The following is a 12744-nucleotide window of genomic DNA, read 5'->3' as shown; positions in this document are numbered from 1 at the left end:
GTCAGCCTCCTACGAAGGGAAATCGGGCAGAGGGCACGGCCGCCAGACCTTTGAGCGGCTGGCCGTTGAGATAGCGGCGCAGGTTGTCGGCGAAGAACGCGACCGCCTCGTCCATGTACGTACGGCTGAGCGTGGAGCTCTTCGGAGTGAGCACGACCCGGGGGTGGAGCCGCAGCGGATGGTGGGCGGGCAGCGGTTTCGGGTTGAAGACGTCCAGGGCGGCGCCGTGAAGGTGGCCGGCGTCGAGTGCGTGCAGGAGGGCTGTCTGGTCGACGGTGGCCGCGCGGCCGAGGTTGAGGAAGACGGACTTAGGCTTGAACGCCGTGAAAAGGCCATGGTCGAAGAACCGGTCCGTGGCCTGGGTGGCGGGCAGCAGATTGACCACCACGTCGGCGACGGCGACCGCCCGGTGCAACGCCGACGTGTGCATCCATGTGATCCCGCCCTCGGCGGCCACCGGCGGCGTCCGTCGTACGCCGATGACGTCCATCCCGAAGGAGTGGGCCGCACGCGCGAGGTGTCCGCCGATACTGCCGCAGCCGACGATGGTCATCGTTGCCCCCGCCAGGTCGAAGAACTCCTCGGCCAGGTCGTCCTTCCACCAGGTCCGGTTCCGCTGGGCGAGCTGGCTCATGAACAACCCGCGTGAGAAGCCCAGGACCATCCCCATGGCGTGCTCGGCCATGGGCCTGCCGTGAAACCCGTACGAGCGGGTCAGCGCCACCCCGACGGAGTGAGCCTCGGCGACGGGCAGGTGGTCGGTGCCGGCGGCCGGGGAGGCGATCCACCTCAGGTGAGGCGCGCCCAACAGCCACGACGGCTCGAACCTCCATCCGAAATAGACGTGCGCCTCGGCCAGCTGGTGAGGCACGGACTCCTCGGGCGCCGCACGGAACTCGACACTGGGAAAGGCAGCCGACAGAGCGCGCTCGTGCTCGGCGGACAACTGCCAGAAGGAGTGCGGGGACTCCAAGCTGATCAACACGACCGGCCTGCTCATCGCGCCCGGCCCTCCGCGCTGGACGTCGGCGCCAGAGCCCAAGGGGCGATGCGCTCGATGACGGAGCCGATGCTGGCCTCGTAGTCGTGGCGCGAGCGTACGAGGGCTGCCCCGGCGCTCCGGAGCCGGTCGCGTTCGCGGGGTAGGACGGTCAGGGCGCGGTGCAGCGCGGACGCAAGGGACCGAGCGTCCCGCGGCGGGGCGGTGAAGCCGGTCTCGCCGTCGACGACGGTCTGGGTCAGCCCGCCGGCCGTCGTCGCCACCACCGGGCCGGCACCGGCCGCGAACGCCTCCAAGGGGATGCGACCGAAGGGCTCCTCTCGGGAAGGAACGACGACCGCGCGAAGGGCCGGGTTGTGCAGCCAGGAACGGATCGCGGGGGTGAAGCGCGTGATCAGAGTCGCGTCCAGGCCGTAGGTGCGGATGCGCGCCGCCAGGTCCTCCTGGTACGAGGTGGGGCGCTCGTGTTCGTCCGAGGTCACGGCTGCCATGACCAGGTGCGGGGTGCGAACGCCGCGCTCCTTGAGGAGGCGCAACGCCTCCAGGAGGTCGTCGAAGCCCTTCGTCGGCACGGCGCGGCCCATGGCGAGGAGGAATCCGGCGCGTGCCTTGAAGGGCAGAGGAGGCGCACTCGCTGGCCGGGCCATCTCCTCCCGGATCAGCCCGTTCGGGACGCTCACGATGCTGCCCCGGGGGACGCCGTAGCTGACGACGAGGTGGCCGCGCATGTGGGAGGAGATGGCGCCGATCCGCCCGCCTCGGACGGTCGCCGCCCGGAGGGCGTCCCGCTCCCATCGGACGCGGGACACGTCCTTGGGCCTCGTCAGCGCGGCCGTGGAACGGGGTACGAGCAGCAGGTCCGTCGTCGGCGACGTGTAGGGGGCCAGCCCGAGGAACGGGATGTCGAGGCCGATGAGGAGACACCGGCTCGCACGGGCGGCGATACGGTCAGCCGCCTCGCCCGCCAGGTCGCACAGCTGCATGGAACCGTGGATCGAGCCCGGCGCGGCCCGGACTTCCGGGACCGTGATGACCTCGGCCCCGGCCCCCCGAAGCATCTGCCGGACCTCGTCGGCCCACCGTCGGTCGTGTGCCCCCGCTGCCTCCGGGACGTACGGGGTGATGACGGAGAGGCGACCGGGCGGCAGCAGGCGGGCGAGGGCAGTGAGGAAGGCCCGGTTGCTGAAGCCCGAACCCGACGCCGCACCGTAGAAGCCCTCGTGGAGAGCGACGACGACACGGGGCCGGCTGACCGCCTCCGGCGCGGCGGCCGTGGGCAGGGGCGGCGGAGAGGCATGGTCGATGCGCACTGTGTGGTGCCTCCTTCGAAGACGGATCTCGCGGGCGGGAGCATCAGGTGGTGCTGGCGGCCGAGGTACGGGTAGCGCGCGTGAGCCGACACCAGGCGCGGCTGCCGTGGGTTCCGGTCGTCAGCGTCCAGGCGTCGGCGAGAGCCTCGACGATGACCAGCCCTCGTCCCGATTCGGCCTCCTCCTCGGAAGCTGGAGGAGAGGGCGGCGGAGGGTGGGAGTAGCCGCCGTCGGTGACGGTGATCTCGACCTCCAGGCCCCCGGTGGTCGGGGTCCGGCGGTCGACGCACAGGACCAAGGGCGGCCTGCCCGAGGCGAACGCGTTTGTCGCGAGCTCGGACGTGATCAGACGGGCATCATCAAGGAGGTCAGCCTCGGTGCCGTGGAGTGCGACCGACACAGCTTTCCGGGCGATCTCGGCCGCCTTCGGCCCGTACGGCAGGTCCGTGATCAGCGTGGTCCCGTCGGCTATGCCGGCGTCGCGCTCCAGGACGCTGCCCAGCCAGCCTCCGGAGGTACTCGTGCGGTGTCTCGAGGCCCACCTCTTTCTCCGTCGGCATCGAGGCGGCGCCTGCCGCCCGGTTCCAAGAACACCGGAGGAGGGCGGGCGCACAGGACCCGATCAACGGGTCAACTCGGTCAACTTCCTTGGGGAGGAGGTGAATTAGCTGACCTAAGCGTCACCATGAGGGGGCGCGAGAAGTGATGGACGATCCACTGGGGCAAGAGGTGGTCGCACGTGGCACCGCAGACTGGGGAACCCAACGCCGTACTGACGGGATGCCTCGACGAACTCGGGTGGAGCCCGAAGGCGCTCGCTCGCAAGCTCAACAGGGTGTTCGGGGCGGGGACGGTAGCCGAGTCGGCGCCCTACCACTGGCGTGACGCCGGTTCGCTGCCGCGCTCACCGTTACCGACGATGGCCGCCTACGTGCTCTCCCAGGAACTGGGTAGACCTGTCTCGGTGGCCGAACTCTGGCAGGGCCGCGTGGGCGACTCATCGGCCCTCGTCCCGGCGGACGCGGATCTCGCACGGCCCTGGACCGTGCAGGGCATGGAGGCGATCGTGGAGGACTGGGTGATGGGAGGGCTCGTCGACCGGCGCCGGTTCCTCGCGATCTCTGGCGCGGGGCTCCTTTCGATCGTTGCCCAGTACCTCGACGGCACGGCGGGGCGCGGTCAGTACGCGCCCAGGATCACGCCGTCCGAAGGTGCTGATCCGCTCGTGGACCAGGTCGAACAGCACCTGCCCATGCTCTCCGCACTCGACGACGAGCACGGCGGAGCACGCCACCTCCCGTACGTGGGTGCCCAATTTCGCGCGGTCGGCCTGCTGATCCGCGAAGGCGGTCATGCACCCGGCGCCGCGAGCCGCCTCATCCGCGCGCTCGCGGAGATCGGCCAGCTCGCCGGCTGGATGGCCTTCGACGCCGCCGACCACGGCCTGGCGCAGCGCTACTTCGCCACCGCACTACGGGCAGCGCACCAGGTCAACGACCTACCCCTCTGCTCCCACATCCTCGGCGACCTCTCCTTCCAGGCCGCGAGCCGTGGCCACCCGGCGGACGCCATCGCGCTTGGCGAGGCCGCCCGCCGCGCCAGCGACGCCGCACCGCCGGCCGTACGGGCATCCGTCCTGTCCCGGCTTGCCTACGCGTACGCAGCCGCCGGCCGCGACAACGACTTCGCCCACGCCCGCGGGGCCGCCCACGAACTGATCGACAGCAGGGACGGTGGCCAGGAGGAACCGCGCTGGATGTACTTCCTCACCGACAACCACCTGGACTGCCAGGCCGGCTACGGCCTCATCCAGATGGGCCGAGCTCAGCTGAAGGCGGATGGCGGCGCGAGGGGGCGGCGCTTTCTCGCCCAGGGGGCGGAGATGCTCCGTTCAGGGGCGTACGACGTCCCGCGCGGCGACCCCAGCCAGCGCAGGGCCATGTTCGAAGGGGCCTGGCTGGCCCTGGGACACAGCGCCCACGGCGACCTGGAGGCCGCCTGCGAGGTAGGCCAGATCGTCGCCGACCGCCTCGACGTCGTGCGCTCGCCTCGCAGCGCGGCCCTGCTCCACCAGCTTGCCGCAGACCTGCGCCGCCGACAGCGCAACACCCACGTGCGCAGCTTCCTGCCGACCTTGGAGGAGGCACTTGCCGAACACGCTCCCTCGACACCACCCGGCCGTTAGGGTCGGGATCATGACCGCAGGGGAGCGCGTTGTCGTTGTCGGGGCTGGGGTGGCAGGACTCACCACCGCCGTCGTACTTGCCGAGGCCGGAGCCTTGGTGCACGTGATCGCCGAGCAGGTGCCGGGCGTCACCTCGCTCGCGGCCGGGGCGATGTGGGGCCCGTACCTGGTCGAGCCGAAGGACAAGGTCGACCAGTGGGGACAACGATCGCTGGAGGTCTTCCGAGAGCTGGCCGCAGACCCGTCGACGGGTGTCCGGCTCACCAGTGGCATCGAGGCGTCCCGCACAGCTGAGGAGCCGCCGGACTGGGCCACCACCCTGCCCGGCTTCCGGTCGTGCGCGCCGGAGGATCTGCCGGCCGGGTTCTCGGCCGGCTACCGGTTCACGGTGCCGCTGATCCACATGCCCACGTACCTCGACTACCTCCTGCGGCGCCTCGATGCCGCTGGGGGAACGATCGAACGGCGACGCCTGGCCGCGCTCGCGGACGTCGGCCCTGCTCCCGTGATCGTCAACTGCACGGGCATGGGTGCCAAGGATCTACTCGCGGATCCTGACCTTCGTCCCATCCGCGGCCAGCACGTCGTCGTCACCAACCCGGGACTGACCGAGTTCTTCTCCGAGGACACCGGCCTCTCTCCGGACCTGCTCTGCTTCTACCCCCACGGCGACACCGTCGTCCTGGGCGGCACCGCCATCGACGGCGAAGGCGACCTTGCCTCCGACGACAAGGCGGCGGCCGGCATCCTCGCCCGTTGTGCCGAGGTCGAACCTCGCCTTGCCCAGGCCCTTGTCCTGGAGCACCGGATTGGCGCTCGACCGACCCGCGCCATAGTCCGTGTGAAGGCGGAGCGTCAGGAGGACGGCACGGTCGTTGTGCACAACTACGGGCATGGAGGGGCTGGGGTCACGCTGTCCTGGGGCTGTGCTGCTGAGGCGCAGCGCCTGGTGGGAGAAAGCTGAGACCAACCGACAGTTGGAGACGCCTGCGAGGCTTTATGGCACTCGCTGGTGCCACCGAGCGCGGCTGAGGCAGGCGGTCGCGGTCTGACTGGAGTGGGGCCGTCCGCCCGATGACTCGGTGCCCCGCTTCATCCCCGTCGATACGAATTTCCCACCCATCCTGGCCGTCCTGGATGAGCAGACGTGACGCAGCAGAACACGGACGAGCGACCGGGCATCGCTGCCGCTATCGTCGTGCACGAAGGCCGCGTGCTGATGGTGCGTTGACGGGTCAGTGAAGGACAGCTCTCCTGGCAGTTCCCCGCCGGAAAGGTCGAGCCCGGCGAGGCCCGGGAGGACGCCGCCGTCCGGGAGACCCAGGAGGAGACCGGGCTGACCGTGGCGGCCGTGAAGCTGCTCGGCGAGCGCGTCCATCCGAAGACGGGCCGGCTGATGTCGTACACCGTGTGCGAGGTGCTGGGTGGTGCGGCACACGTGGCCGACACCGAGGAGCTGGCAGAGCTGGCCTGGGTCGCCCATGGCGAAATCCCGGAGTACGTGCCGTACGGGCTGTTCGAGCCGGTACAGGAGTACCTCGACGCGGCCCTGCCAGGCGATCTCGCGATCTGACTTGTGCGGGGCCGCTCGGCCGGACGGAGGAGCGCGGCCGGTGGTCGAGGAGGGGTCCTTGATCACCTGTCGCCGGTTTCTCAACGGGGCCGGGTGCCTGTGTGCTCAGTCCTTGTGGGAATGGGGGCGCTGGGCGCCCGCAGCAACGATGGTCTCCAGCCGGCCGTACGTCAGCACGTCCTCGTGGGTCATGAAGGGGATGAGGACCTCACGGTGCGGAATGACGTACTTGAACAGGAGCTCGGCCATTTCGTGCGCGGCTTCTTGGGCCTTGGCTTCGGCCTCGGGGTCGATCACGTGGACGCCAGCAGCCTGGAGTTCCTCGAGGGTGGCGTCATCGGCGAGGGCCTGTTCCTCGTCGGTGAAGGGACGTCCGTCGAGATGGCGGAAGGTGCGGGTGCCCGGAGGGCGGTTGAAGTTCGTGTCGAACAGCAGGGCCATGACGTGGGGGCGGTGCATGGGCGCGGGCAAATGGGTTTTCCTTAGCGGGGCTGGGACGGGTGCTGATGTGCCCATGGTCCGGAGAATCGCCGGTTAGGCTAACCGGCGATCGTCGGCTACCTTTTCCGGCTCGGTTTCTGAGGTTCAGCGCCGTCGCGGGGAAGTGCTCGCGGGCCCGATCCCGGTTTGCATGGCCCGACTCGGCGAGGAAGCGGCGAGGGCGCCGTTGCTGCGCTGGCTCCGAGAGTTCTGGGGATCGGCGGGGAGGTCGGCCATCCGTCGGAGCCGCCACACGAGCACGTCGCTCATGCCTTCCGCCGTGTCCAGCTCCCTTCGAGCGGCAGCCTGGGTGAGCAGGGTGACGGGGTTGTGGCCGGCGTCCTGCGCCTCGTCGAGGGTGGCCATGAGGGCGGACCAGCCGGGTTCGGCAATGAGGCGGTCGGCCAGTTCGGGCAGGGCTTGGCGTACGGCGGTGGCGTGGTGGCGTTGCCAGATTGGGGCCAGGCGAGCGCCCCGCTGGTGGAGCAGGGCCATTGGGTGTTCGGCGGCGGCCTGGTAGGCGGCGCGGAGGTGCTCGGCGGCCCGGTGGGCGGCCTCAGCCTGCTGGGAGTGCTGCTTCTTGGCGTGCCAGTGCGCGGCGGCGGTGATCAGGAAGAACAGCATGTCGATGACCATCGCGGCGGCGGCGCCGTCCTCGCCTCGGCCGAGGGCCGGGCCGCTGTGGACGAGGTCGCGGGCGGCTTGGCGCAGGGCGTGGTTGTGACCGCGTGCGGCGCGGACGTGGGAGCGGGAGGCACGTTCGAAGGCGGTGGCGGCGGCCTGGAGTTCGTGGCGGGTGTGGGCGGCGGAGGTCTGGGCGAGGGAGTCGAGGACTTCGCCGGTGGAGGCGATCTGTGCGGCGATGACGCTGTCCTCGCCGTGGTCGAGGACGAGCAGTGCCTGCCAGGCTGCGGTGGTGACGCGTCGGCGTGCCGAGGCGGGCCCGGTCACCGACGGCGGGGCCTGTTGCTGGGTGGTGTCGTCCGAGGTTGGGGTCCAGCGTTCGCGGATGCGTGGCAGCGAGAGGTCCGGGGCGAGCTTTGAGCCGGAGTAGAAGACCGGTTCGCCCTTGGCGTTTCGGTCGCCGGGCAGGGCGACGGTGTAGCCGAGGGTGTCGCCCGACGGCGCGATACGGCGCCGGATGAGCAGACCTGCCGAGGCGAGGCGGTCGAAGAACTCCTCCTCGTTTGCCGCGCCGGCCGCCGAGCGGCGGACCGCCTCACGCAGCTCCTCGCGCGGGGTGCGCTGTCGGCCACGACGTTCGGCCTTGTGGCGTTCGGCGCTGGTGGGGCGCTTGGCGGCGGTGCCATCGCCCGGGGTTACCCGGCGCAGGCCGTAGTCGGCCTCGATGGCGCGGGTCTCGGCTTGGGCGCGGCGGGCCTCGTTGTGCAGGCGGGGCCTTCGGCCGTCGTCGCGGACCAGGGTGGCGATGATGTGGATGTGGTCGTCAGCGTGCCGGACGGCGGCCCACCGGCAGGCGGCGTCGTCGCCGTCGGGGGCGATGCCGGTGGCGGCGACCATGCGGCGGGCGATGGCTGCCCAGTCGTCGTCGGACAGGCTCGGGTCTTCGGGGCTGGCGCGTACGGACAGGTGCCACACGTGCTTCTCGGGGCGCCGGCCGGCGGGCAGGGCGTCGACGGGCTGGTCGAGCAGCCGCTGAAGCTGCCCGTAGGTGGCCTGCGGGTCGCGGCCGGGGTCGGGGGTGAGCGGGTCGAAGGAGGCCACCAGGTGGGCGTCGGTGTGCTCTTCGTGGCTGCCGGGCCCGTACAGGTAGCGGATCAGCCCGATCGTCTCGCTGCCGCGCTTGTGGATGCGGGGGATCACGCAGCGGCACCGCCGTCCCGGTGGGCGAGCAGGGCATCGGCGGCATTCTCCATGCGACGGGCCGCGCGCAGGACGGCTTGCGCGGTGACATCGAGGTGGGGTGCGTCGGCGCCGGAGTTGAGGGCTTTGGCGACCTGATTGAACAGGCCGTGGACGCGGCCCAGGTGCCGGCGGGCGGCGAACACCTCGTCGAGGACTTCCCGTTCGGTGGCGATCTCGGCGGCGGTGCGGGTCAGGTCGCGGGCGGCCTTGTCGACTGCGTAGGCGAGGAAGGCGGCGTTGGTCATCTGGCACTGGGCGGCTGCTTCGGCGAAGCGCTTGTACTCGGCGTCGTTCATGCGGCAGCTGGGCTGGTGCAGGCGCTTGCGGGGCTTCGGCTGACGGGCGCGCTGACGCCGCCGTGAAAGGCGCTCGCCGTGCCGTCCCCCTCCTGGCTGCGGTCCGTCCTCGGTCGCAGCCTGCCGGTCCGGCGCCCCCTGGCGCAGGCCCGCTCCCGCCACCCCTGGGGCGGGAACTCCGGGAGCATTGCTCCCGGTACAACTTGCTGGGCTGTGGGCTGGGGTGGGGCGTTCCTGCTGTTGGTCGGTGGACGTGGGGGTGGTGCTCGTGCATCAGGGACCTTTCTCGTGGTACAGCGTGGCGGGGCGGGGGAGCGCTTGCAGAGCGGGGTCACACCTCGTCGGCGGTGGCCTTGTCGAGTTCGTCCTGAAGCTGGCGGGTGATCTCGTCCAGGCGCTCTCGGCCGATCGGGAGGCGGTGTGACCGGATGATGTGTTCGACCTTGCGGCGGGAGACGCGCCCGTCCCGTCCGAGAGGGGCGGTACGGCCGAGAGCGAGGAGTTGGGCCATGGGGGCGGTGGCCTTCCGCCCACCCGGCTTCTCCGGCTTGTTCTGGGCTTCCGCCACTTGCTCAGGGCCTTCCGCCACATCACCGCTTGCTCCTGGCGGTGCCAGAGACCCGGGCTCGTTCGCCTGAGCGGCAGGGTGAGTTTGTGAAGCGTCGGCGGTGTGGCGGTGGACTGGTTCAGCGGTACCGGACGTTGTGGCGGTGGGGTGCGGACGGGGCTCCTCCTGGTCGGCGGGGTGGGCGGATATCGATTCGCCGTCCCCGTGTGCGTGCCGGTTGTGGCGGTGTTCGGGGGTGGCGACATGTTGGTGGATCTGGCACATGAGGACGCCGAAGGCGAGGAGAGCGGCGGTCGGGGGGACGGCGGCGACCACGTAGTCGAGGAAGGGGACCGGGGCGGTTCCGGTGCCGTTGACGCCGGCGACGTTGAGAGCGATGGAGCCGAGTGACCCGCTGGCGGTGAGGGCGATGGCCCACCAGTCCGGTGTGCGGCGGAGCCCGGCGCGCAGCATCAGCAGCTCGCCGGCGACGATGAAGGCGTCGAGGGTGGCGGGCCAGGCCCACTGGCGGGCGGGGGAGCCGCCCAGGCCGTGTTGGCTGGCGACCTCGGCGAGGTGGGCGTAGGAGAGCCAGAACCCGGCGATTGTCAGGGCGACGATGACGCAGCCTGCGGCGGCGAGCGCGTACTGCTCAGCCGTCTGCGTGTTGTTGCGAGTGGTGGTCAAGCGGGAGCGCTCCAAAGAGGCGGGTGTCGTGGACTTGGCCGGTGAGGGCAAGGGGCGTGCACCAGGGGCTGCGGGAGGGGCAACGGGGGCGATCTGTGGGTGAGGGCAGGTGCCTCTGTGAGTGGCCGGGTCACGGGGGCGCTTACGCTTCCCCCTCCCTAGAGAGGGGGAAGCGCGTAAGCGCTTTGGGGCGGAGGCGCCGTTCGAGGGCGCGTACGCGTTTGACCTGCGGTTTTACTGATCTCGTACGCGGTGGAGGCGCTGCGCAGGCGCTTCCTGGGTGGGCGGGCGTTTACGGGTGCGCGTACGCGCTCGGAGGGGCAGGACACGATGGTCATGCGGCGGGCGGGGACGGCGGTCCAGCGGGTGGCCTGGCCTCCGCCGGCTCCGCCTCCGGCGCCGGTCTCCTGGGTGGCGTGGCCGCTCTTGGCGAGGGCCTCCAGGCGGCGCCCGGCCTTGGCGACGTCGGCTTGGCGGGGGTTGGCCTCGCCGGTGACCTGCTCGGCGAGCTGGCGGGCGGTCAAGCCGCTCGTGCCTGCCTGGCGGAGCAGGGTGAGGGGGTCGAGGTGGTTCTCGACGCGGGAGGTGCCGCGCTGGTGGTCGTGGGTGACCGGGAGCGGGCCGATCTCGTCGTTGATGGTCTTGAGGTGGTGGAGGTGGACGATCGGGTCGCCCGCCGCACCGGCGACGAAGAGGACGCTGCCCGCTCCGGCGGTGAACCAGGCGGAGCCGTAGACCTGGTCCAGGACAGGGCGCTGGCTGCGGGAGGCGTCCTGTCCCTGCTTGCGCTGGTGGTGGAGTTCGAGGAGCTGGACGCCGTCTCGCAGGAGCTGCTGGCGGGCGTTGTTGTAGGCGAGGCCGGCCTCGTCGTCGGTGAGTTTGCCGACGACGTCCTTGAGGCTGTCGATCACCACGGTGTCGGCACCGTGCTCGGCCGCGAGCTCGGCGAGCAGCTGGGGCTCGGTGATCAGGGACGCGGGCAGCGGGCCGGACCAGAAGACCAGGCGTTGACGGAGGATTTTCTCGTCGACCGGTCGGATGATGCGGCTGAAGGCGCGGGCGAGCTGGCTGGGCCGGTCCGCGGCGATGTAGAGGACCTTCTCGCCCTCCTGTACGGGCATGTCCAGGACCTGGGCGATCAGGCCGATCCGGGCCAGCACCACCTGCTGGGCGATGGTGGACTTGCCGACTCCGGGTGGGCCGACCAGCATCAGGCTCTCACCGGCGGCCCAGGCCGCTTTTCCCGGCGTGCCCCAGATCGGCTCGGTGTCGGTGGCGGCCTCGGTGACGAAGGCCCAGCCGTCGAGCGCGTAGCGCTGCAGGCGCCCGCCCGTGCTCCGGCGGGTCCGGTCGGTGATCTCCTGGATCGAGGCGTTGAGCAGGTTCCGGACTTCGGCCGGGTCCGCGCCCTCGGCGGTGGCGCCCTGGAGGACGCGTACGGCCATCGCCTGCATGGCGCGCAGGTCGGCCTGCTGCCGGACGATCTCGGCGTAGTACTCGGCGCCCGACCCGACCGCGGCCGCTGAGGCGAGGGCGTGAAGGTACGCCGCCCCGCCGACGCGGGCGAGGTCGCCCGTCCGCTGGAGCTGGTGGCCCAGAGCGATGGGGTCGGTCGGCGCCTGTCGACGGTGCAGGTCCAGCAGCGCGTGCCAGATGGTGCTGTGTGCCGGCTGGTAGAAGTCGCCGGGCTCCACCAAGCGGCGTACCTGGTCGATGACCTCGCTCTGGTGCATGCACGCCCCCAGCACCGCCATCTCGGCTTCCTCGTTCCGGGGCAGGTGCGCCGTCCCGGGGGCCGAAGGCGCTGGGACGGACGGTCGGTCGAAGTGAGCGACGAGGGGTGCGTTGCCGGGGCCGATGGCCGTAGGCTGGGACATGGATTCCCTCCCCGGAGTGCATATGGCCCTGGCAGGCCGCACCCCCGGTTGATCGTCTAGTGATGGGTGGTCGTGGGAGCCGTTCATGGCCTCCGGTGCGCTAACACCGGGGGCCGTTCCCATTTCCGGGCGCGTCAAGGACGCGGCCCGGGAGCAGAAGCATGTTCTGCACGTGGCGCACAGTCAAGCCCTGATTTTGAATCACTACCACACAAGACTTGTGTGATTTATGTGCCAACTGTGCTTGAACCTGTGTCGTGGCCGAGTTAGCGTGGTGGTTATGACGCAGAACGACTGGCAGGGGCGCCTCACGCAGCACGTGGCCGACGCGGTGCGCCACTATCGGAAGGAACGGGGTCTGAGCGCTCAGGCCCTCGCGGACGCCTGCGCCAAGCTCGGATACGCCGTCCCGCGGACCTCGATCGCCAACCTGGAGAACGGGCGCCGGTCCGGGGTGGAGATCGCGGAACTACTGGTCCTCGCCAAGGCCCTGCAGATCCCGCCGATCGCGCTGATGTTGCCCGTCGGCATGTCCGGCTCGGTCGAGGTCGTGCCGGGGGAGGAACTCCCGATCTGGGACGCCATCGCCTGGATCACCGGAGAGACCCTTCTCGGCAGCGAGCCGCAGCCGGGAACAGTGGCCGAGATCATCTACGAGCTGCGCATCCACGCACAGGGCGTCAACCAGGTGCAGAAGGCGATTCAGTTCGCCGAAGAGACTCAGCGGCATGGCCTGTACAGCGGGCAGCGCCTCAACGGCAAGGATATGCAGGCGAGCATCCAGAACTACGCCCGCGAGAGCGCCGGCGACCTCCGCGAGTTCCGCGGAAAGCTCCGCGCCCGAGGCATCGAACCTCCCGCCCTCCCCGAGGACCTCAAGTTCCTCGACGAGCCCCAATAACCCCCTCCGTCCCGGCTCACCA

General features: G+C 70.7%; 11 protein-coding genes and 1 pseudogene. 4 read left to right on the top strand and 8 right to left on the bottom strand.

Annotated features, from left to right (window positions below):
* Nucleotide 1: 1 nt before the first annotated feature.
* Genes ACWC97_RS29225 through ACWC97_RS29215 form a run of 3 tightly spaced genes read right to left on the bottom strand, consistent with a single transcriptional unit; the run spans nt 2 to nt 2710 of the window.
* Entirely contained in the window at nt 2-1000 is a 999-nt protein-coding gene (locus ACWC97_RS29225; protein ID WP_450652510.1) for a D-2-hydroxyacid dehydrogenase, read from the bottom strand.
* A complete protein-coding gene (locus tag ACWC97_RS29220) occupies nt 997-2310 on the bottom strand; it encodes a glycosyltransferase family 4 protein (protein WP_450652509.1) in 1314 nt (437 codons plus the stop codon). Before ACWC97_RS29220 ends, ACWC97_RS29225 begins: the two co-directional genes overlap by 4 nt.
* A 43-nt stretch (nt 2311-2353) precedes the next feature.
* A complete protein-coding gene (locus ACWC97_RS29215; RefSeq protein ID WP_450652507.1) occupies nt 2354-2710 on the bottom strand; it encodes an ATP-binding protein in 357 nt (118 codons plus the stop codon).
* 339 nt (nt 2711-3049) lie between these two features.
* On the opposite strand from ACWC97_RS29215, the gene ACWC97_RS29210 reads away from it, so the two are divergent.
* The 3 genes and pseudogenes from ACWC97_RS29210 to ACWC97_RS29200 all read left to right on the top strand — a co-directional run bounded on the left by ACWC97_RS29210 (nt 3050) and on the right by ACWC97_RS29200 (nt 6068).
* On the top strand, nt 3050-4495 hold the full coding sequence (locus tag ACWC97_RS29210; protein ID WP_450652505.1) for a carph-isopro domain-containing protein: 1446 nt from the start codon (nt 3050-3052) through the stop codon (nt 4493-4495).
* A gap of 10 nt (nt 4496-4505) precedes the next feature.
* Nucleotides 4506-5459 carry an FAD-dependent oxidoreductase gene (locus ACWC97_RS29205; RefSeq protein WP_450652503.1) on the top strand — a complete coding sequence of 318 codons (954 nt, stop codon included), beginning with the start codon at nt 4506-4508 and terminating at the stop codon, nt 5457-5459.
* Nucleotides 5460-5642: 183 nt separating this feature from the next.
* A pseudogene (locus ACWC97_RS29200) lies at nt 5643-6068 on the top strand (NUDIX hydrolase).
* 105 nt (nt 6069-6173) lie between these two features.
* Here ACWC97_RS29200 and ACWC97_RS29195 read toward each other — a convergent pair.
* From ACWC97_RS29195 to ACWC97_RS29175, 5 genes are all read right to left on the bottom strand, one after another.
* Nucleotides 6174-6509: a hypothetical protein gene (locus tag ACWC97_RS29195; protein ID WP_450652502.1), complete on the bottom strand. Its 336-nt coding sequence runs from the start codon at nt 6507-6509 to the stop codon at nt 6174-6176.
* A 144-nt stretch (nt 6510-6653) separates the two neighbouring features.
* On the bottom strand, nt 6654-8372 hold the full coding sequence (locus ACWC97_RS29190) for a mobilization protein (RefSeq protein ID WP_450652500.1): 1719 nt from the start codon (nt 8370-8372) through the stop codon (nt 6654-6656).
* Nucleotides 8369-8710, bottom strand: coding sequence for a plasmid mobilization relaxosome protein MobC (locus ACWC97_RS29185; protein WP_450652498.1), 342 nt, complete (start codon nt 8708-8710; stop codon nt 8369-8371). Before ACWC97_RS29185 ends, ACWC97_RS29190 begins: the two co-directional genes overlap by 4 nt.
* Nucleotides 8711-9041: 331 nt before the next feature.
* On the bottom strand, nt 9042-9944 hold the full coding sequence (locus ACWC97_RS29180) for a DUF2637 domain-containing protein (RefSeq protein WP_450652496.1): 903 nt from the start codon (nt 9942-9944) through the stop codon (nt 9042-9044).
* A gap of 158 nt (nt 9945-10102) precedes the next feature.
* The gene (locus tag ACWC97_RS29175; RefSeq protein WP_450652495.1) at nt 10103-11821 is read right to left on the bottom strand and encodes a DnaB-like helicase N-terminal domain-containing protein; all 1719 of its coding nucleotides are present in this window, start codon (nt 11819-11821) and stop codon (nt 10103-10105) included.
* Between the two features lie 280 nt (nt 11822-12101).
* On the opposite strand from ACWC97_RS29175, the gene ACWC97_RS29170 reads away from it, so the two are divergent.
* A complete protein-coding gene (locus tag ACWC97_RS29170; RefSeq protein ID WP_450652493.1) occupies nt 12102-12722 on the top strand; it encodes a helix-turn-helix domain-containing protein in 621 nt (206 codons plus the stop codon).
* Nucleotides 12723-12744: the final 22 nt, after the last annotated feature.

The organism is Streptomyces sp. NPDC001108 (genome assembly GCF_053598535.1).
Note: the sequence above shows the minus strand (reverse complement) of the source record. Positions and strands in the feature narration are given on the sequence as shown.

Coding starts and splice junctions, on each gene's coding strand:
- ACWC97_RS29225 (WP_450652510.1), bottom strand. CDS start 1,000: ATGAGCAGGCCGGTCGTGTTGATCAGCTTGGAGTCCCCGCACTCCTTC.
- ACWC97_RS29205 (WP_450652503.1), top strand. CDS start 4,506: ATGACCGCAGGGGAGCGCGTTGTCGTTGTCGGGGCTGGGGTGGCAGGA.
- ACWC97_RS29195 (WP_450652502.1), bottom strand. CDS start 6,509: ATGGCCCTGCTGTTCGACACGAACTTCAACCGCCCTCCGGGCACCCGC.
- ACWC97_RS29185 (WP_450652498.1), bottom strand. CDS start 8,710: ATGAACGACGCCGAGTACAAGCGCTTCGCCGAAGCAGCCGCCCAGTGC.
- ACWC97_RS29175 (WP_450652495.1), bottom strand. CDS start 11,821: ATGTCCCAGCCTACGGCCATCGGCCCCGGCAACGCACCCCTCGTCGCT.
- ACWC97_RS29170 (WP_450652493.1), top strand. CDS start 12,102: ATGACGCAGAACGACTGGCAGGGGCGCCTCACGCAGCACGTGGCCGAC.